16 protein-coding genes and 2 pseudogenes are annotated in these 19763 nt (G+C 66.7%); 7 read left to right on the top strand and 11 right to left on the bottom strand.

Annotated elements, in window-relative coordinates; all coding sequences use genetic code 11:
• From EDF51_RS20105 to EDF51_RS19350, 4 genes and pseudogenes are all read left to right on the top strand, one after another.
• Nucleotides 1–1167 (top strand): annotated as a pseudogene (locus EDF51_RS20105) (hypothetical protein); the annotation flags it as partial.
• A gap of 96 nt (nt 1168–1263) precedes the next feature.
• Nucleotides 1264–2034 (top strand): ParA family protein, encoded by a 771-nt coding sequence (locus tag EDF51_RS19360; protein WP_134196214.1) that lies wholly within the window; start codon nt 1264–1266, stop codon nt 2032–2034.
• Complete coding sequence (locus EDF51_RS19355; protein WP_134196212.1) at nt 2031–2372, top strand: hypothetical protein; 342 nt, start codon at nt 2031–2033, stop codon at nt 2370–2372. The genes EDF51_RS19360 and EDF51_RS19355 overlap by 4 nt, the downstream gene beginning before the upstream one ends.
• A gap of 228 nt (nt 2373–2600) precedes the next feature.
• On the top strand, nt 2601–7010 hold the full coding sequence (locus EDF51_RS19350; protein ID WP_134196210.1) for an RHS repeat-associated core domain-containing protein: 4410 nt from the start codon (nt 2601–2603) through the stop codon (nt 7008–7010).
• Nucleotides 7011–7170: 160 nt separating this feature from the next.
• On the opposite strand, the gene EDF51_RS19345 is transcribed toward EDF51_RS19350, so the two are convergent.
• The 7 genes and pseudogenes from EDF51_RS19345 to EDF51_RS19315 all read right to left on the bottom strand — a co-directional run bounded on the left by EDF51_RS19345 (nt 7171) and on the right by EDF51_RS19315 (nt 12114).
• Nucleotides 7171–7764 (bottom strand): hypothetical protein, encoded by a 594-nt coding sequence (locus EDF51_RS19345; protein ID WP_134196208.1) that lies wholly within the window; start codon nt 7762–7764, stop codon nt 7171–7173.
• 76 nt (nt 7765–7840) lie between these two features.
• The gene (locus EDF51_RS19340; RefSeq protein WP_134196206.1) at nt 7841–9145 is read right to left on the bottom strand and encodes a glutathionylspermidine synthase family protein; all 1305 of its coding nucleotides are present in this window, start codon (nt 9143–9145) and stop codon (nt 7841–7843) included.
• Nucleotides 9145–9423 carry a tRNA-dihydrouridine synthase gene (locus tag EDF51_RS19335; protein ID WP_243837174.1) on the bottom strand — a complete coding sequence of 93 codons (279 nt, stop codon included), beginning with the start codon at nt 9421–9423 and terminating at the stop codon, nt 9145–9147. Before EDF51_RS19335 ends, EDF51_RS19340 begins: the two co-directional genes overlap by 1 nt.
• A gap of 680 nt (nt 9424–10103) precedes the next feature.
• Nucleotides 10104–10751, bottom strand: coding sequence for a TetR/AcrR family transcriptional regulator (locus EDF51_RS19330; RefSeq protein WP_134196204.1), 648 nt, complete (start codon nt 10749–10751; stop codon nt 10104–10106).
• 424 nt (nt 10752–11175) lie between these two features.
• Nucleotides 11176–11361 (bottom strand): annotated as a pseudogene (locus EDF51_RS19325) (helix-turn-helix domain-containing protein); the annotation flags it as partial.
• A 12-nt stretch (nt 11362–11373) separates the two neighbouring features.
• On the bottom strand, nt 11374–11604 hold the full coding sequence (locus EDF51_RS19320; protein ID WP_134196200.1) for a hypothetical protein: 231 nt from the start codon (nt 11602–11604) through the stop codon (nt 11374–11376).
• Nucleotides 11605–11736: 132 nt separating this feature from the next.
• Nucleotides 11737–12114, bottom strand: coding sequence for an ANTAR domain-containing protein (locus EDF51_RS19315; protein WP_243837173.1), 378 nt, complete (start codon nt 12112–12114; stop codon nt 11737–11739).
• Between the two features lie 291 nt (nt 12115–12405).
• On the opposite strand from EDF51_RS19315, the gene EDF51_RS19310 reads away from it, so the two are divergent.
• The 3 genes from EDF51_RS19310 to EDF51_RS20375 all read left to right on the top strand — a co-directional run bounded on the left by EDF51_RS19310 (nt 12406) and on the right by EDF51_RS20375 (nt 14809).
• Complete coding sequence (locus EDF51_RS19310; RefSeq protein WP_166673602.1) at nt 12406–12918, top strand: ATP-binding protein; 513 nt, start codon at nt 12406–12408, stop codon at nt 12916–12918.
• A 279-nt stretch (nt 12919–13197) separates the two neighbouring features.
• The gene (locus EDF51_RS19305) at nt 13198–13728 is read left to right on the top strand and encodes a hypothetical protein (protein ID WP_134196196.1); all 531 of its coding nucleotides are present in this window, start codon (nt 13198–13200) and stop codon (nt 13726–13728) included.
• 688 nt (nt 13729–14416) lie between these two features.
• Complete coding sequence (locus tag EDF51_RS20375; protein WP_243837172.1) at nt 14417–14809, top strand: hypothetical protein; 393 nt, start codon at nt 14417–14419, stop codon at nt 14807–14809.
• A 475-nt stretch (nt 14810–15284) separates the two neighbouring features.
• On the opposite strand, the gene EDF51_RS19295 is transcribed toward EDF51_RS20375, so the two are convergent.
• The 4 genes from EDF51_RS19295 to EDF51_RS19280 form a co-directional block, all read right to left on the bottom strand.
• Entirely contained in the window at nt 15285–16325 is a 1041-nt protein-coding gene (locus EDF51_RS19295) for a YdcF family protein (RefSeq protein WP_134196191.1), read from the bottom strand.
• Nucleotides 16322–17371 (bottom strand): DUF418 domain-containing protein, encoded by a 1050-nt coding sequence (locus EDF51_RS19290; protein ID WP_243837171.1) that lies wholly within the window; start codon nt 17369–17371, stop codon nt 16322–16324. Before EDF51_RS19290 ends, EDF51_RS19295 begins: the two co-directional genes overlap by 4 nt.
• Nucleotides 17372–17490: 119 nt before the next feature.
• Complete coding sequence (locus EDF51_RS19285) at nt 17491–18135, bottom strand: response regulator transcription factor (RefSeq protein WP_134196187.1); 645 nt, start codon at nt 18133–18135, stop codon at nt 17491–17493.
• Nucleotides 18132–19238: a histidine kinase gene (locus EDF51_RS19280; RefSeq protein ID WP_134196185.1), complete on the bottom strand. Its 1107-nt coding sequence runs from the start codon at nt 19236–19238 to the stop codon at nt 18132–18134. The genes EDF51_RS19285 and EDF51_RS19280 overlap by 4 nt, the downstream gene beginning before the upstream one ends.
• Nucleotides 19239–19763 lie beyond the last annotated feature (525 nt).

Here is a 19763-nt window from a genome sequence, read left to right as displayed (position 1 = left end):
CTGCTCGCGGCCGCGGTGTCCGGGTGGACCCTCGCCGACGTCGAGCACGCCGCGAAGACCGCACCCGGCATGGAGCACTACCGCACCCGCAACCGTCCTGCCGGCGGCCGCGAGCCCCGCACCGCGGCCGAGGCTGCCGCGCGCCTCGAGCGGCAGTGGGCGAAGGCGCAGGAACGGGCGGTGCTGTACCGGTACGCGCCCGAGGAACGGCAACAACGCGACCTGACCCAGCTGACCGGGATCGTCGACGTCGTCGAGGCCATGCTGCAGGCGTTCACCGCCTCCCCCGGCCGTTGGACCCGCACCGAGGCGGACCTGCACGACAGCACCGTCCTGACCTACCTCGCCTGGGCGTCCCTGCGCTCCGGCTCCCGCGACGTCGGTGCCGCGCTCCGGTCCGTGGCGATCGCCACCGGGATCCCCTCGAGCACCGTCGACCGGTCGCTCCGCCGCCTCCAGGCGGCCGGATGGATCACCCGCCGTCGCCCGGCCGACGGCCCCAACGCAGTCGTCTGGCGTCTCACCGACCGGTTTTCCACACCCTCAGTACAGGTCGGGCCACTTCACGACGTGACCGCCCGCCCCCCAGCCGAGCTCTTCGACGTCAGAGTTACCCTCCTCGATGCTCTGGAAGACCGAATTGACGCCGGACGGCATGACGTCTTCACCCGCGCAGGGCTGGGGCCCACTGCGCGCCGTGTCTACGAGAGCCTTACCACCGACGAGCACGCACCCGAGGTCGTTGCAGAGCGTGCAGGACTCCCCCGCGGCCGTGCACGAGCAGCCCTCGCGCGCATGCGCCGCTGGACCCTCGCGATCGCAACACCCACCGGCTGGCGCCGACGACTCCAGGACTTCCGGACCCACGTGGCCAAGCAGCTCGGCGTCGACGGGATTCTCCAACGACGGGAACAGCAGTACGTCGACGAACGCGACCTCTGGGCCTGGTGGCAGAACCACCTCATCCGCAAGGCCGGCCGACGCGGCCGCGACCGCACCCCCACCACCCAGGTCGTCATGTTCCGATCCATCGACGACCACGGCGGCCCCGAGGCATACCCGGCGTACCCATGCTCGGGCGACGGCCGAGCCGACCACCAAGAGGCTATGCGGTTCGTTCGACGTGGTCTGCTCCAGCAGCTCCGTGACCTCGAGCTAGCTGCTTGAACGCCTGCGTGCCTTCCTTCTTTCATGCATGAATGAATGAATGACAGCATGCAAGATTGTTTGACAGACAGCAAGCATGCTGACATGCTTTCTTGCATGCAGACAGTCATGGTGTACAGCGAGTCCGGTGGGGTGTCGAAAACGACGACCGCAGTGTCCATCGCGATGATCGCTGCAGAACGAGGTCTCAGGACGCTCCTTGTCGATTTGGATCCCCGGGCAGCTTCAACGAAGTGGCTCAACGTCGAACCATCGGGGGAGGGGCTGCACGTTGGTGCGATCCTCGGTAATGAGGAGCCGGAGGGGTGGGCAGAAGACCTGGCAGTGTCTACCGCCTGGTCGCCGAACCTCCGTGTCCTGCCGAGCGCGCGCAACGTGTCGAACCGCGAGGCAGACCGGGCCGACCACGCCGAGCTCCGCCTTCGCATGTCACTCGAGGGCGTGCAGGCTGACCTCATCGTCATCGACTGCCCCAACCGTCAAGGCGGCCCGTTGACCCTGGCGGCCCTCAACGCTGCCGACACCGTCATCTATGCCGCTAACGCGACGAACGACGGCATCGACGGCTTCAACGGCGCCCGGAAGACCGTGCAACAGTTCCGACACAGTAGAGAGCGCATCGCCGCTCCCGTGACTCTGACCGAAGCCGGCATCGTCGTCGGGGGAGTCCGGGAAACGATCATGTCCCGACCTGCCGTGGCGAGCATCGACGAGCTCCGCGACACAGGCATGCTCTTGCTGCCCCTCGTCCCAGAACGAGCGATCGTGCAGGAAGTACGCCTCACGGGTGAGTGGTACGGCAACTACAGGAAGGGTGCACCAGTGCTCGACGCGTACACCGCCATCGTGGATCAAGTGATCCGATGAGCGACCAGAAGCCAGAGCGCCCCGGCGACCTCAGGACCCGACGCCGACCCCAAGCCGCCGCGGACGAGCGCGTCGACCCGGTCGACTACCGCCAGACCGAACCTGCTCCGACTCCTGTTCCGGCCCCGGCGTCGCCGAATGCGACTCCGCCGGCGCCGCGCCGCGGGCGCCCTCGGCGCGAGGTGACGGTCCCGTTCAGCACCCGTCTCGCACTCGACGTGCAGGACCTGATCGATGCAGCGGTCGACGGCGGCGAGGGGACGATTCGCAACGTCGTCGAAGAGGCGATCCGCGAGAAGTACGGACAGCAGTACGGCACGGAGGCGAAGGACCGGTAGGAGTTCAGCGTCACTGAACGCGTCGTTCGAGTGGCTGTACACGAGAACGGGCGGGACAACCGCGGTGGCCCCCTTTTGTGGGGGGTGCGGTGCTGAGAGATGCTCCGTAATGTGCTGTGAAGTTGCGCAGTGCAGCCATGGGGGCTGTGCGTTGGTGCGACGTCTTGAGGGGTTCTACGCGTGTTCGCTGCGTCGTTGTCTGGTCGTGTTCGTGGAGTGGTCCTGGCGGTGGTGACGTTGGTCGCGCTGCTGGGTTCGTTGTTGGTGGTGGTGTCGCAGCCGGCTCCGGCGCAGGCTGTGGTGACCGGTACGGGCGGGCAGTACGTGCCGATGCCCTCCAACGCCCGCGTGTTGGGTGGTGCGACCGAGAAGGGCGTGTTCCGCACGGTGAAGGTCGCCGGCGTAGCCGGGCTGCCATCGTCCGGGATCGGCGCGGTGACGATGATGGTCACCATCGCCGATCCGTCGGGGTCGGGTCAGTTGCAGATGCGCGCCGACGATGACGACACGACGACGCTGATGATGATCTACAACTCTGGTGTCGGCGGGAACACGTCGAACACGGGTCTGCTCGCGGTCGCGGATGACGGCACGATCCAGGTGCGGACCGAGACGGCGCAGTCGAAGGTGATCATCGACGTCACCGGTTACTACACGTCGACGAAGAACGGCGTGTCTGCCGGTGGGTTTGTGGCGATGTCGCCGTCCCGAGTGCTCGATTCCCGTGGCGGCATCGGTGCCGCGCAGGGGCAGATCCCAGCAGGTTCGCAGCGCACCATCCAGGCCACCGGCTCGAACGGCATCCCGGCGGGTGCCGCGGCGGTCGCGGTGAACATCATCGTGATCAACCGCGAGGCCAAAGCGGGCTACGTCCGTCCCACCCCGACCGGTGAGACCCGCAGCACGGGTGTCCTGAACTACAACTCCGTCGAGGGCCAGTCGACCGCGATGAACGCGCAGGTTGCGTTGAACGCCGATGGGAAGTTCAGCATCGACACGGCCGAGGGCGGGGGGAAGATCGACCTCGTCGTCGACATCCAGGGCTACTTCCTGAAGTCGAACCCGGGTGGCGGCTTCACCCCGTTGAACGGTCGACTCATCGACACCCGCAACGGTGGGAGCATCGCTTCGGGTGCATCGTTCACGGTGCAGGTCGGCGGTGTCCAGGGAGCTCCGACCGTCGAGGGCGGCTTGTCGGCTGCCGCGGTGACGTTCACCGCGGTGAACGACAGTGGTGCTGACTCGTACGCGAAGATGTGGGCCGACGGTGCGGCGGAGCCGGAAGCATCCGCGATCAGCTCCGACCGGACGTCGAAGATGACGAACACCGTGGTCGCGCCGGTCGGTGCGAACGGCAAGATCCGGATCAAGAACATGGGTACGGCGGCGATGAACTACCTCGTCGACCTGCAGGGTGCGTACAACTCGCTCCCTGGTGGCCCCGGCAACACGAACCGCACCGGTCAGCGGACCTCGGCGACGACGCTGCCGTTTCCGATCACGGACCAGACCAACGCCTCCGTCGACGTCGGAACGGGCAACCTGCTCGTGACCACGTCGGCGATGAGCTTGCCGGGTGTGACGCAGAACACCACGATCGGCGCCGCGTACAACTCGCGCAGCACCACCGTCGGTGATGCGAACACGATGGACGCGAACCGGTGGCAGTACGCCCTCGCTGGCGCGGGTGATCTCACCGCGAACGCGGACGGTGTCATCTACACGGACGCTGTCGGGACGGCGTGGCAGTTCCGTCCGTCGGGGGCGCAGGGTGCGTTCATCAGCCCGGCTGGTTTGCAGCAGACCCTGACCCGTGTCGACAACAGTACGACGCACGAGTACACGCTGAAGGGGTGGACGTCGAACTCGACGACGCACTTCAACCTCGCCGGCCAGCCGACGTCGATCGTGGACCGGAACAAGAACCAGATCAGCTTCAACTCCGACGAGCCCGGCTTCACGCTGAAGTCACTCGTCTCGACCGCGGGTGTCTCCGGGGCGCGGACGGCGAACTCGTCGTACGCGAACGGGGTGCAGACGTTCTCGCAGACCTCCGGCTCGAGCAAGCGGAGTGTGTCGTGGACGAAGAACAGCACCGGTGACATCACCACGTACACGGACGCGCTCGGCAAGAAGACCACGTTCGGGTACACCAGCGGGGATCTCACCTCGATCACGGCGCCCGAGGGTGGCGTGACGGCGTTCACGTACGACTCGTCCGACCGGATCACGAAGGTCGAACAGCGCAACACCACCGTCGGTTCCCCGGGGACCGCTGTGACGCGGTTCTCGTACGCCTCGGACACGTCGACGCTGGTGGCGGACCCGCGGTCGAACCAGTCGCAGGCAATCGCGGACGCAGCACACACGACGTACACCCTCGACGGCAACGACCTCGTCACGAAGGCCGTGGACGCGGCCAAGCGGGAGCAGTCCCGGACGTACAACTCGGCGAACAACGGGGTCGCAACGTCGCAGGTTGGCGCGGCCGGTGATGCCGGCGCGAGCAAGACCACGAACACTTACGGGGCGAATAACGGGCAGTCGCTGACGCAGTCCGAGTCCGGTTCGGGCACCAAGGGGACGGCAACGTATGGCTCTGCTGCGCCGACGGCGTACCTGCCAGCGTCCACCACGGACAGCTCGAAGAACAAGACGGGCTTCAGCTATGACGGGCCCGGCAACCAGTCCGGCACCGACACCGGTACCGGTCCGGAAGCAGCAACCGCGACCTTGACCTACAACGATAAGGACAAGGGCGACAAGTACGCCTGGGGTGCGGTGAAGACCGCGGTCGCCCCGGGGAACACCGCCGGAACGGTGTACGCGTACGACACGAACAACCAGCTCGGGTCGATCACGGCGCCGGCGAACACTGTGGGTGTGCAGAAGTACTCGTACGACGACTTCGGCCGCGTCCGAAACCACACTGATGGTGGTGGCGGTGTCACGACGTACACGTACGACAACGACGACCGGCTCCTGACGACCGCGTTCGATGACGGCACCGCGACCGTGACGAACACGTACGACGGCAACGGCAACCAGCTCACCGAGCAGTCCGCGACCGGCACCATCACCAACACGTACGACCAGCGGAACCGACTCACCTCCACGGTCAACACCGCCGGCGGCGGGCAGGTGTCCTACGGCTACGACCTCGCCGGCAACACGGCCAAGGTCACCGACGCCCACGGCACCGTCACCCACGACTACGACGTCGCCAACGTCCTGACTCGCACCACGTACCCGACCGCCAACGGCGGCACGGCGAAGCAGGTCTACAAAAACGACGACCACGGCCGCCGCACCGACACCTGGCTCGGTGCTGTTGAGAACACGGACCCGACCAAGGACCCGACGTCGTGGCAGGCGCACCAGACGATCACCTACGGTGCGTCCGACCACGTCACCGGTGTCAGGGCTGTGAACGCTGACGACCCGACGAAGCCCGTGGTGAGCTTGACGTACTGCTACATCACCGGGATCGCTGCCGGTGGTGACTGCTCGGCGGTGAAGAGCGCCAACGCGACGGACAAGATCCAGTGGGTCAAGGACAACATCACCCAGCAGACGACCACGTACACGTACGACTCCAACAGCCGCCTCACCAAGGCCGCACAAGCCGGCGGTGCGACGAACATCACGTGGGCGTACACGTACGACGCGGCCGGGAACCGGCTCACCGCCAAGCGCACCGGGGATGTCACGAGCTCGCAGACGCTGACCTACAACACCGTCGGGCAGATCACGTCTGACGGGTACGCGTACGACGGTGTCGGCAACATGGTGAAGGCGCCCGGGCAGACGTTCACCTACAACGGTGCGCAGCAGATGACGTCCTCGACGAAGGACGGCGTCACGACCAGCTACGAGTACGCCGGTGGCGACATGAACAAGCTGCTCTGGCAGTCCACCGACGGGGGAGCGGAATACGGTTACACGTATGGCACGTCCGACTCCAACGGTGCTCCCGTGGTGACCAGCCGCAATATCGCCGGCACCGGGACCGCGTCGGTCATCTCCGACCCGTCCACGGGGCAGCCGCTGGACCTGCAGACCACCGACGGCACCACGAGCATGTGGGTCATCGACGGCACCGGGAACCCCGCCGCCGCAATCGCCGACACCGGCAAGACCGCGTACACCGTCTCCTACGCCCCCTACGGCGTCGAAACCGTCGATGTTGGCGGGAGCAGTGCTCAGTGGCAGCAGAACCCGTACGGGTTCAAGAGCGGGCTCCGCTCGTCTAGCACCGACAACGGGCTCACCAAGTTCGGGTACCGGTGGCAGTCCAGCACCACCGGCGGGTGGGCTGAACGTGACACTTTTGACGCTCCCCTGAGCCCGTCGAATGCCAACCGCTACGCATACGCCGGGACCGATCCGATCAATAGCAGCGACTCGACCGGTCGCTGTGCATCAATTCCGGGCAACGGTGTCTGCACGGGGACTTCGGGTGCCTATGATGCTTCTGAGGCGCTGCCCTATGTCGTATACGGTTGTGGGTTCATCGATGTTTGGGCCGGAGCCTCTGTGCTCATTCCGCCTCTGTCTGCACCGGGGGGCATCCTGGTCGTCACTTGTGCAGTAGCAGTTGGAATCGACGTTGTGGAGAATCAGCCGTGGAACGAGTAGTTGCTGGCCTCGGGTTGGCTCTGGTTGTAGCCGGCATCGTTGTGTGGTTCTCATCTCACGGGCTGGGGGTAACGCTCGCCGGAGCGGGATGTGTGATTTCGGCCATCGGCTATCTGATCAGTATCACTCGAAAGCGAAACCGGGATGCCGGTAAGTCGTCTCAGTAATTTGCCAACGGTGCGACCGTGGGAAGGAGTGCGGCCCGAGCAGCGATCCGACCCGCGCTGCGTAGTGCGCGCAGTCGTGCTGGTCTAATGGTCGAGTGCTGCCTGCGCGGCCCTGCAGTTTCGTCAACGCCCTGTCCACCGGAGACTCTCAGACCATCGCCAAGCTCGCGGTGAGTACGGTGGTCGGTACGATCGCCGGAGCAACGTGCGAATGCATTGCCGGAGTGTCGACAGGCGGCGCAGGGGCAGTGCTGGCTGCCGAAGGCTGCAACGTCGTCGGCGGTGCTGTCGGCAACGCCGTGGTTGGCGAAAACCCCTTCGATCCGCCGCTCATCTAACCGAGGATAGATGTATTGCTCAATGTCAAGAAGCCCAAAGTTGCCATCGGCTTCGGAGTGTTCTTCGTTCTCTTCGGTATCGCAGGACTGATTTTCAGTCCTGGCGAAGGCGCCGGAAAGCTGGTCTACCTGATCGCTCTCGTCGTCCCAGGAGTGATCTTCATCATTTCCGGGGCACGAGCCTTGGGTCGAGGTAACGGTTCCTAGCCCGAAGTACGACGTATGAGAAGGACCGTCATGCTTGCCCAACTGGGCTACGCACGGCGGTCCTTCCGTGTTCCGGTAGACAGTCCCCGATGCGATCCTGGAGACGTGTCTGTCCCGCTCAGCTCCGAATGACGTTGGGTGCGAACCGGCACCAGTAGTCGGTGATCGGCCCGTCGGACTCGCGGATCCCGACCCCGTAGGATTCGCCGTTCACGACCCACGAGCCGAGGACCGGGTGGTTGTGGCCCCGCGACCCGGGGAAGTTGGGCAGCTCGTGGTAATGCTGCCACACCTGCTCGGCACCGGTGCCGGCACGCCGGTACTCGGTGCCGTTCGTCGTCACCGAACCGTCGGCGCGGTGGACCGCGATGCCGTCACCCTCGCGACCGAAGACCGGTTTTACGACGAAGTCCGTCATGCCGTGGGGTCCGTCCGCGTACGCCGGCAGCAGGTTCTCGTGACCGGGGAAGAGCCACCAGAGCGCGACGAGCAGCAGCTTGTTCGACAAGAACATCTTCCACACCGGTTCGTACCATCGGCCGAGCCGGCCACGATCGCGGACGAGGAACGCGCCGAACTCTTGGTCGCCCTGCGCACGGTCGTCGCCCGAGACGAGGTCCTCCCAGGGATACAGCTTGAACAGGTTCCGGATCACCGGGTACTGCGTGCCGTCCTCGTCGCCGGGCAGCGTGAAGACGCTCCGCGACGACCCGGCGGGCTCGGGGTTGCCGACGAACTGGCGTGCGGCGCCGTGCCACCCGATGTCCTTCATCTCGATGCCGGTGTGTTCCCACCCGGCCTCGGCGGCGAGGTCGCGCATGTAGGCCACCGTGTTCCAGTCCTCGCCGGCGGTGTCCACGTCGGAGTGCGCGACGAAGAGGCGGCCGCCCTCCTCCGCCCGCAGCGACTCGTGCAGCAGGGTGCGCCAGCGGGCGACCATCGCCTCGTGGATGCCGTTCCACTGGTCCGTCCCCGCGGGCAGCGAGCCGTCGGCGAGACGGTCCTGCAGCCAGTGCCACTGCGTGACGGATGCCTCGATGAGCCCGGTCGGGGTGTCCCCGTTGTACTCGAGCATCTTGGCGGGGGAGCCGTCACCTGCGTACGCCAGGTCGAACCGGGCGTAGACGTCCGGTTCGCCCTGGTCGAGCGACCATGCGGCGAGCTCGAAGCCCTCGCGGGTGAGCCCAAGGGTGCCGAGCGCGCCGGAGGCCAGGTAGTGCGCGGCCTCCAGCGACATCCGGTGCAGTTCCTCGGTCTGCTGCTCGAGCGCTTCCACCTCCGGCAAGGTGAAGACGTAGGCTGCGCCGTCGTTCCAGTACTCGACCTCGGTGCCGTCATCGCGGACGGACCGCGAGTAGATCAGCCCGGTCTGCTGGATGCGGCGCTTCCAGTCCGGTCGTTCGGTGAACTCGACGCGTTCCATCAGCCGCCAAACCCGCCGTGCTCGCCCGAGCCGCCGAACCCGCCCTTCGTGACGGAGCTGCCGCGTGACGAGATACCCGACTTCGCGGTCTTCCCGGACGGCAGCGTGCTCGTCCCGCCCGACGCGGTGTCGCCCACGGCCGGCACCTTCGTCGCGCGGTTGCTGCCGATCGGCAGGTAGTACCAGCCGGCGTGACCGCCGTGGTTGTTGCAGTCGTCGTCCGGCAGACGCTTCTGCGTGCTGTTGTCGCGGCAGATCTTGGCGTAGTCGCTGTCCACGCCAGCGCCCTCGCCGCAGCCGGTCAGCGACGCTGCCAGAGCGGCCACTACCCCGATGGAGACGACCCGAGACGCGCGACGACGAACACTCTTGAACTCGACACTACCGATGTGTTCCGCCCTCCCACGACGGTCACGGGCCGCCGCGAGCATCACCTCGAGACGCCGCCGTCAACATCGCGGCCTATCCCGCTTCCACCCCCGCCGATACGCTCCGAGAAGCACCATTATCGGAACTGAGGCGAGGCGTGTGCGTGTGCGCTGAGCGCCAGTAGATGGCTCGCTGGTGGGGTGTGCGAGCGTGTCTGCGGCGGTTCGGGGCGGTGCGGGAGTGAACTGTGCCCATGCCGCCTCGTATCCCGCAGCTCCCGCCCACGGTCTCGGTGCATGGCCATCGTCTGCAGCTCGTGCCGGTGCCGTCGGAGACGGCGCGGAAGACGTGGCACGTCACAGAGCAGCTCGGCGAGCACCTGGTGGGACAAGCGCCTCTGCAGTATGAGCATGGCCAGTTCAGCACGGAGACGTCGACGGGAATGATCACCGACGCAGACTGGGGCGTCGTCTTGCAGCGAGCGTTTGGGCGGAGCTGGTCACCACCACGGTGAACCGTTGCCGCAGGCTGGCTGGAAACCGTGGGATGGTTAGCTCGGTTCACCGGCGGGCGCGCACAGTGGACGGGGTTAGAGGATCCAGGCGGGGTCGGGAGTGGCGTCGTTGTCGGGCCACGAGCGGCGAAGCCGTGCGGTTGCCCGGTCGAACGCGTCGAGGGCATCGAAGTCGAGCATCATCGCTTGCAGCTGGAACCCTTGGTAGATGGCCAGGAGTTGCTCGGCGCCGTGCACGGGTTGCATTGTTGCGGGTTCTCGGCCGGCGAGGATGTCTTCGGTGAGGGCGTGCTGGACGTACCCGAGCAGGGTCATGTACTGGTGGCGGATGTAGGAGTGGCCTGCGTAGTCCGGGTAGGACGCGGCGCTCAAGATTGCCAGCTGCAGCCGGCTCAGGGCGGGTTCGTTGATGTTCACGGTGAGGAGCTCGCGGAGGAACGGAACTGCTCCGTGGGTGAGGGCCACATCCCAGGTGGCGGCTTGGCGTCCGCTCATCCACCGTTCCATTGTGGCGATGACCAGGCCGTCCCAGGATGGGAAGTGTCGGGTGACTGCGTCGACGTCGACGCCGAGTTCCGCGGCGACGTCGATCTGGGTTGCTGCGTGGTAGTCCAGCTGTTGCAGTACTCGGATGGTGGCTTCGACGATCTTGATGCGGTCTGCGACGAGTGCTGGTTCGCCGGCGAAGTTTGAGGTGGGGGTCTGGAACGGTGTGATGTGCATGCGTGTCGTCCTTGTGCAAGCGTGAACGGTGTGCGTCCTGCGCACCGCGACCGATGGTCGGCCGATTGAGTGCGACTATGCGCCCCCGGTTGCGGCCACGTCGCGCCCCAGTCCAGGGGTGCAGGCGCGCTGCGACGAGACGCCCCACCGTTCCACGGGAGTAGCTGCTGTGCTGACCCGGGTTGTCCACTTTTTAACTGTGGAGAACCGCGCTTTTTTCACCAGAGGTCGACGGGCCTGACGCGGTGTGTGGGAGTGGGCGAGTCGGAAGAGGGGTGAGCTCGATTCCGACTCGCCGGATCGCAGCGGTGCTGCGTTCCTCCCGCGCCACTGTTCTGACCCGAACAGTCCAGTCACGCGGTGAACGGGACTCTCCTCGACGGATGGTGTGTGTTGATTCAGCTGCCGGCCGGGTCGAGTCGGTTCAGTTCGAGCGCAGCGGGGCTTCGCCGAAGTAACCGATGTACGTGTCGGTGAACCGGCGGAGATGCGCGAATCCCCACCTGCGGGCAATGACCCCGACGTCGGCACCCGTGGAGGTCGGCCCGAGTTCGGCGCGGACGCCTTCGAGTCGGAGCTGCCGGACGTACTGCATCGGTGAGACGCCGAAGTGGGTGAGGAACTACCGTTGCGAGTCTCGGACGCTCAGGTCGGCGACGGAAGCGATCACGCCAGCCGACAGGGAGTCGGCGGCGTGGGTGTAGATGAACGCGACGGCGATGGCCAGGCTTGCCGGCGCTGGCGGGTTGCTTGGGGTGGTGAGACCGGTCGAGTGTTCGTTCGGGTCGACACCCGACCGGTGGTTCGGGGTGTCCGCTGACGAGACGTCGAGGGGAGAACGCTGCGGGTTCATGATGCTCTCCTGGTCGTCATCGGAATGGGGTGGTGTTCCGGCGACCAAGGGCTGGGGCAGCTGAGAGGAAACGTTATTGGTCGGCTCCCCGGAGCACAAGACCTGCGTCGCGATCAGCGGAGTCGGATGTCGTCACGCGTGTTCGTTGATGGTGGGGATGACCGTCTCGCGGCGCACGACCGACCGGGCGAGGTCGGCAAGCCGGATCTGGTGGGAACGGGCGTAACCGCGGAGCAGCTCGAAGGCGGTCTCCATGTCGACGTGGTGTGTGTGGGAGACGAAGCCCTTGGCTTGTTCGATGACGACGCGGCTGTTCAACGCCTGCTGCAGTTGCGCCTGCGCCAGCGCGGCGTGGTCGACGTTGCGCTGTTGCAGGATGCTGATCGTTGCGACATCGGTGAGTGCCCGCGCGGCGATCGCGTCGTCTTCGTTGAGCGCGCCGGGTGTCGCCCGGAACAGGTTCATCGATCCGAGGACGGTGTCGCGCAGCCGCAGCGGGATGGAGTGCACGGAGGCGTAGCCGGCCCGGTCCGCTACCGCGACTTCTTCACCCCACCCGGCGAGACGCCGCCTGCGTCAGCGTCGGCCGGGGAGGCAAGGGCGTAGGTAGCCCCAGTGCAAATGTTGTCGGCTACAACTTGCTCGCGAACGGCACAAGGCCCCTTCTCCGCAGCGCAAGGGTGCCCGGCGGCGGATCGGCATTGGACACATCCTCGGGGGTTTGGCGTGCGTATCCACTTCGCTGGTGCTGCGCGTCCACGACCGATAGACAAGGAGCCACGGCCAACGAAGGAGTTGTCGATGCTGGTTCAGGTTTGTGGTCTTCCCGGTGCAGGGAAGTCGACACTGTCTGCTGCGATCGCGGAGCTGATGCCCTCGCTGACGCTCCGCGTCGATGCGATCGAGGGTGCGATGTGGAAATACCAAATACCGCGCGAGCGGTCCGGGATCGCCGCGTACTCGATCATGCATGCCATCGCGGTACCGAATCTGCGGCGAGGACAGACGGTCATTGCGGACGCGGTGAGCGGCGTTGAGCCCGCTCGGGCTGGATGGGCGTCGACAGCGGATGCCGCCGGGGTACCGCTGCGCGTGATCGAGGTCGTGTGTGCGGACGTCGGCGAACACCGTCGCCGCGTGGAACAGCGTGCGAACGACCTGCCCGGGTTCATCTTGCCGACGTGGGACGAGGTACAGCGCACCGCCGACGAGTACGAGCCCCGCACGGACGATCGGCTCGTCATCGACAGCACCCGCCCCCTCGAAGAAACGGTCCGCCAGGCCCTCGACTACCTCGAACTCCACGCCCGGTAGGCGATCGACAACCGCGACATCGACGCAGCAGACCTCGCGGAACTCCTCGCCGTCCCTGGCGCCCTCGAAAAAGCCGGTGCGACGACCGAGAACGTCGCCTAATCGCGACCAGATCGTGCCGGAACGCTGACCGGTCGCGTGGCGCGTCGGTGGTCAGTCGGTCCAATGGAGGAGCCGAGTTGGAAGTGTCCCGTAAGACTCGCCAGCTAGACCCTCTATTGCAAGCCAGTCAGCAAGTGGAGTACGCTGCGTTGTAACAGAAGATCGACTGGAGGCGACATGCCAACTACGTACATCCCCCACCTCATCCCCGCCGAACACTATGGCGACATCGTTGACCTCATCGAAGAACGGCTCGATGCTCTCGGGTTCGAACCGACCCCCGGAGCTGTAGAGATCAGGCTGACGACGGATGCGCCCGGAACTGACCAGGCCGTGCACGGGACCCAAGCAGCCCTCGATGAGCACACGCCGTGGTCGGTGGAGAACCTCACCGCGCTGATCGAGAATCCGACCGCAACCTCGCAGCGCTGGAGAAAGGCGATCGATGTCTGCGCAAGCCACGTCGGGAAGTTCCTTCCGACCGAAACGATCGCAGCGGAATCGGGCATGTTGGTCAACGTGTGGCGGTCAGCGTGCCGAAAGATGACGGTCCACCAGCGCGCCACCTACCCGGACGAGGCGTCCTGGCCGCTCGCCACAGCCAGCGGACGAAACATCGGCGAGCCGGTCGGCCCCCTTTACGTCGCGATCACACCCGAGCAGGCCAATCGTTGGGCTGAAGCGAACGCTCGAATCAGTCAGCGCTAGACAATCTCAGGCGGCGCACCACTCGATCTGCGGCTTGGGCCTGCGTTCCCCGAGGCGCTCCGCGGAGCTTCGGAGCGCGTCCGGTAGCCGGTCGATGACCGGACGGGCGCTGCCATGGCCCCGCCTGTGCTCAGCATTGCGGCCGCCCGACGCCCCGAAACAGGGGTATTGAGCGCCTGTCGCGTCTCTTAGGCTTGCACGGTTCCCTCTGTGAAAGGCTCCTGTGCACGACGACGATGCCCCACCTGCTGCGCCTGCTGGCTGGTACCCCTCAGTGGTCGCTGGCCGCGAACGTTACTGGGACGGCTCGGAGTGGATCGTCGAGCGCGCCATTCGGGAGGACGTCGAGACGATCGGCGCCGAGGTGTCTTCCGTGGCAGAAGCAACGGTGGCCGCACCGCGCGAGTACCCAGCCCAGGCGGAGCCGGCCGCGGTGGCATCCCCTGATCCTGGCGCGACGACAGCGGCGAACAACAACGTTCGCCGTGTCGGCTGGCACGAGCACGGGTGGAAGCGAAACACGTGGCGGTACTGGACCGGCCGTACCTGGTTGAACGAGGGTGACGGCGGGTTCGAGGCCATCGAGCAGCCCCGCCCGGTGAGGAAGTCCCGTCAGATCCTTCCCGTGGGCTGGTGGTTCACCATCATTGCCATACCCACCCTCGCCCTCATCGTCACAATGGTCGCCGTGAGCGTCGACTCTCACAACACGGAGCCCCGCACCGCCTCCGAACCGGACGACGACACGGCTCTGGTGGAGGCCGCCCCGGACCTGCCGGCCGGGTTCAAGGACGCCGGGTCCGGCATCGCGCTGAAGTGGCTCAGCCGAGGCGACGACGGCTTCGAGGGTGGCTGCGAGTACTCGTTCGGCTCCTGCTTCAAGGCGAAGGTCTACGCGTACGACGCTTGCCCGTCAGGCGTCTATGTTGGCGTCAACGGCCTAGACAGTGCAGGCACGGTCGTCGCGTCGTCGAACGACACCCTCTACGCCCTCGGTGAGGGCGAGACGGGTGCGCTCGAGTTCACGTTCACCCGCAGCGGCGTCTCGAGGGCGAAGTTCACCCAGGCGACCTGCCGCTAAACCTGACCGGGCCGGCCGAGCCGAGGGCGCCGTGTAGCGCGAGCAGCCTTCCCCTTGCGTGACTGCGCACGACTCGCAGCCGACCGCTCACCGATTGGCTGACGGACGCTTCGTTAGATTCGAAACATGCGAGCGACCAGAGCCGAGCGGCGGCTGCGCAACTTCCAGACCCTACTTCTCGTCGGCGCTCTTCTGGCAGCGCTCCTCGCAGCGGTGGCACTCGTGCTCGTCGGCGCCCCGCAAACGATCGCCATAGCAATCGGCCTCGTGGTGTACCTCACCAGCTGGAGAGCGGTTCTCCGAGCTATCCGCCGTCGCAGAGATGCGCCAGAGGACACCGACGTCCGGTAGCCGATGGTTCGCCGGACGGTCACGGCCCGTGGCGGATCCTGCCCCACGCCGAGGATGAAGCTGGGCTGCGTGGGAGGACGGTGCGCTCGACAAGACCTTGGCAATTGCGACGTTCAGCAGCAGCTCACCGAGGAATGACTGACCAGACTGCTGCGAGCGTCACCAATGCGGCGACCGTGAGCAGGGCGGCGGCGTTCAGGCGTTTGTGTTCGACCATGATCGCGGTGTACTCGCGGAGGAACGCGCTCGGGATGTAGTAGGCGGCCGTCGGGGAGCCGATCACCTGCGCATCACTGGCGACCGATCGAGCGAGCAGGGCGGCCCGCAGCACGTGGTAGTTGTTCGTGACGACCAAGGTGCTGCCGGATCGTCCTGCAGCGCGCTGGACCTCGAGGGAGCGGAGGAGATTCTCGCGGGTGTTCCGGGAGGCGGTTTCGGGATGGACGTCCTCCGAAGCGGCACCGTGAGCGAGGAGGTACTCCGCCATGGCGTCTCCTTCGGCCCTGGGCTCATCCGAGCCCTGCCCACCCGACGGGATGAGGATCGGGCGGATGGCGTCGTCGGGGACCGATCGGTAGACGGCCAGCGCCTTGTCCAGCCGGCTCCGCAGGAGCGGGGGCACCTCGCCGCGGATCAAGCCCGAACCGAGCACCACCAGCGCGGCCGGTCTGTCGGTGTGTCGGTAACGGCTGTAGACGAGCGAGTACACGGCGAACGCGGTGAAGGTCGCGGCCGCGTACCCGCAGGCGAACAAGAGCAGGAGGCCGAGGCCGATAAGCAGGATCGTGGCCCATCCGGGCAGACGAGTCGGTCGGTCGAGGCCGAAGGCCGGGACCGCAGCCAGGACGGGGAACACCAGGATCGCCACGCCCGCGACGAGGGAGAGCAGGTTGCCGAGGCTGTGGCCCTCCAACCGGAGCATCGTGACGCCGTTGCCGATCAGGAAGACCGCCAGGATCGCGATCAGCCCTAGGCCTGCGACGACGCCGAGCAGCACCAGGCTCTCGAGGAACGGTGTCGCCCGTGATGCCTCGACGGCGACCGCGAGGAGGACGCATGCGGCGGCGGCGACGAGGAAGACACCGTTCCGCAGGCGGCGCACGTCGCGCCGCCTGCTGGTGACGTAGAGGGCCGCGAAGACCGCGGCCGGGAGCAGCAAGATCACGGGGTCACTCTGTCGGTCTCCGGCGACGGGACCACGACGGCTCGCCGACGCAGGGGGCGGCGGTGTCCCCAGGTGCCCCAGCGCCACAGCCATTCCAACGGCCCCTGCGTGCAGTACCGCAACCACAGCGTGCTCGCGACCCACTGGACCAGGAGGATGACGACGACGGTGGCGAACAGTGGCGTCCACGAAGTGCTGTGCGTCAGGTCCAACAACGCCGCCGCGGCGAGCATCAGCGGGGCAGCGCAGACGTAGTTCGTGAGCGCCATCGTGCCGAGCGGCGTGAATGCCGTCTGCAGCACACGCGCCGCGCTGGTCGTCATCAGCAGTGACAGGAGCGAGACATACACACCTGCGATGGCGAGGCCCGCAGCGGCGGACACGACGTCGAATCCGGACGACTCGATTGTGGTGATCTGCCACGTGGCCAGCGGGACGGCGACCACGGTGAATGCGGCCAGGGCGATCAGCGATCCGCGTCGAGAGCGACCGATCGCGCGGACCAGCCCGTACCGGGTGAGGCATGAGCCCAGGAGGAACATCCCGGGGATCAGCGTGAGACCGCCGCCGGCGAAGCCGAGGCTCGCGAGGATGAGCACGACGGCCGCGGCCGCAGATGCCCAGCGCGGGAGCCATGTGCTCGGCAGGAGGACGACGAGGCCGACCACCGCGTAGGGCAGCAGCGCAGAACCGCCCTGGAGCATCTCGAAGAGGATCCCGATGACGAGCAGGATGAGCAGTCGGCGGAGCAGGAGGATCCTCGGTCGTGCAACCCGGCGGGCGGCCGATTCGAGGAAGATCGAGAAGCCGATGCCGAACAGGAGCGAGAAGATCGGGAAGAACCGCTGCTGCACGAGCAGCTGCAGCCAGCCGCTCGGATCCCCCAGGGTGAACGGACCGTAGAACCCCGATTCCATGCCGAAGCGGGTCAACGGCCCGATGTTGACGAAGATGATGCCGCAGAGAGCGACCCCTCGGATGACATCGAGCGCCACCACCCGACCTCCGGTGCCGGTGGTGCGTTCTCTGAGCTCGGTGGTGGTCACTGTTCGCCTCTCGGAGCACGGCCCGGATCTCGGGCGGCCTGCCCGGTACCCATGGTCGAGGCGGGCGGGGGCGTCGACATCAGCCGTTCGGCTGGTACGGCCGGGTGGGGTCGGGTCGCTCAGGGGCGGAGCAGACCCGAGCTCCAGGCCCATGCCGCGATCTCGACCCGGTTACGGGCGTCGAGCTTCGTCTGCAGGGCCGAGAGGTGAGACTTCACTGTGCCGAGTGAGATGAAGAGCGCCTGTCCCACCTCGGCGTTGGTCAGTCCCCGGCCGACCAACGCCGCGACCTCTTCCTCGCGCGGCGTGAGGTCGGGGTGCAGCGTGGTCGCGGATCGGGGTGCGAGGTGCTGGAGCAGGCGGACCGTCACCGAGGGGCTGATGAGCTGGTCGCCGGAGTGTGCAGCCCGGACGGCCTCCACGAGCAGGCTCGCGCCGGCGTCCTTGAGTAGGAATCCGGATGCTCCGGCACGCAGCGCCCCGTAGACGTACTCGTCGAGGTCGAAGGTGGTGGCCACGACCACCTTCACGGGGACGCGTGCTCGTGGTCCCGCGAGGAGCCGGGTCAGCTCGAGGCCGTCCATCCGCGGCATCCGGATGTCGACGATCGCGACGTCCGGGGCGAGCCGCTGGGCGACCTCGAGCGCCTCCAGGCCGTCACCGCACTCGCCCACGACGTCGATGTCGGGTTCCTCGGTGAGGATCCGGGCGATGGTCGACCGGACGGAGGGGTGGTCGTCGGCCACGAGGACACGGATCGTCATGCCGCACCGTCCAGCGGGATCACTGCGCGCACCGACCAGGTGGAGGACCCGACAGGGCCCGCCTCCACGGTCCCGCCGAGCAGGCGGGCCCGCTCCTGCATGCCGGTGATCCCGAGACCGGCGGACCCGGGCACGGAGTCGACCGCCGGAGTGCTGGTGACGGGGTTCAGGACCTGGACCACGAGGGTGCCGTCGTGGTCGGCGATGGACACCTCCAGCCATCGGGCATCGGGGGCGTGTCGGGAGGCGTTCGTCACGGCCTCCTGCACGATGCGGTAGGTGGTCGTCTGGATCTCCTCGGGAACGGCGGAGCTGGTCTCGTCGATGTACCGCGCGTGTCCCGTCGGCGAGGTCGCCTCCCACTGCTCGAGGATCAGCGGGATCTCGGCGAGCGGTGTCGTGCCCAGTTCGTGGTTGCGTTCGACATCGCTCGCGCGCAGCGTCGCCACCCATCGGCGCATCGAGCCGAGCGCCTCCGAACCAGCGGCCTCCACCTTCGCGAGGTCGTCATCGAGGTCGGCAGATGGCGAGCCAAGCGAGCGGCGGGCGGCTTGAACCATGAGGATCATGCTGGTGACCCGGTTCGTGAAGTCGTCGTGGAGATCCCGCGCGAGCTCGTCACGCTCGTGCTGCGTCGCGATCGCGAGTGCCAGGCGCCGTTCGCCGTCCATGTTCCGCAGCACTGCCCCTGCTGCCAGGGCGCATCCCGCGCCGGCGACGAGCACGATCACGAAGACGAGGACGTCGGGAGACAGGACACGGACCGGCACGCACACCAGGGCACCGACGACGAGTGCCACGCCGGCCCAACCCCGCGGGCCGGCAGCCTTGCGGGACCGGACGATGATGACGATCAGCAGGACGAAGCACTCACCGAGACCGAAGGTACCCGCGGCCCCGGTCGCGTCGCCCACCGTCAGGAACGTCGCTGTCACCACCAGTGAGACGAGCCCGAGCGCCCACGCGGGGAAGCGGCCCCGCAGCGCGAGCGTTCCCAGCACCGCCACGACGACGAAGGACAACCACTGCCAGACAGCCGCGGACGTCAGGATGTCGAAGAGCGTCAGCAACGTGACGCCGACCGTGTAGACGGTCCACTCCATCCACGTCCTGGGCGCCGCGGCAGCTCCGGACAGTCGAGCCGGACGGCGGAGGCGATCACGGTGCACGGTGCACGGTGCCGATCGTTAGTGGCGAGAGGGCTGAGAGCGCAGCGGCATCCGGCGCGAGAGACGGGCCGTCTGCACGGGTGAGCACGGCGTCGGGATGCATTGCACCATTGTCGCGTCGTCTGCGACGAGGCCAGGGCGCGATCCTGCTGCCAGTCCCGACGCAAGGATAGATCCAGGGCACCCGATGAGCGTCCGATAGCCGGTCGTTCACTGGTGCACGTCTGGCGGTGACAACCATGTCAACTTGACCGTGTCCTGCTTGACCTGGGGATTCCCGTATAGGTGTCCGGCGAAACTGCCCGGTGAAGGTGCGGCAAACGCAACACCCCTGTCCGCCTCGGAAATCTATAGTTTTCCGAGATGCAGCCGTGAGACACATTGCATGTCGGCGACGTCACCATCCAAGCGGGTGCCGCTTGTCTCGGAATGTCGTCTCGGCCTGGCTGGTGGCTCGTT

Origin of the sequence: Curtobacterium sp. PhB25 (assembly GCF_004365375.1) — a bacterium.
Lineage (GTDB): Bacteria > Actinomycetota > Actinomycetes > Actinomycetales > Microbacteriaceae > Curtobacterium.
This window is presented reverse-complemented; position numbering and strand designations above follow the sequence as displayed.

Bases quoted from the DNA above. Each gene is read 5' to 3' on its own strand.
- EDF51_RS19330 (WP_134196204.1), bottom strand. From the start codon at position 10,751: ATGCACATCACACCGTTCCAGACCCCCACCTCAAACTTCGCCGGCGAA.
- EDF51_RS19280 (WP_134196185.1), bottom strand. From the start codon at position 19,238: ATGGAGTGGACCGTCTACACGGTCGGCGTCACGTTGCTGACGCTCTTC.
- EDF51_RS19305 (WP_134196196.1), top strand. From the start codon at position 13,198: ATGCCAACTACGTACATCCCCCACCTCATCCCCGCCGAACACTATGGC.
- EDF51_RS19340 (WP_134196206.1), bottom strand. From the start codon at position 9,145: ATGGAACGCGTCGAGTTCACCGAACGACCGGACTGGAAGCGCCGCATC.
- EDF51_RS19310 (WP_166673602.1), top strand. From the start codon at position 12,406: ATGCTGGTTCAGGTTTGTGGTCTTCCCGGTGCAGGGAAGTCGACACTG.
- EDF51_RS19285 (WP_134196187.1), bottom strand. From the start codon at position 18,135: ATGACGATCCGTGTCCTCGTGGCCGACGACCACCCCTCCGTCCGGTCG.
- EDF51_RS19355 (WP_134196212.1), top strand. From the start codon at position 2,031: ATGAGCGACCAGAAGCCAGAGCGCCCCGGCGACCTCAGGACCCGACGC.
- EDF51_RS19320 (WP_134196200.1), bottom strand. From the start codon at position 11,604: ATGAACCCGCAGCGTTCTCCCCTCGACGTCTCGTCAGCGGACACCCCG.
- EDF51_RS19360 (WP_134196214.1), top strand. From the start codon at position 1,264: ATGCAGACAGTCATGGTGTACAGCGAGTCCGGTGGGGTGTCGAAAACG.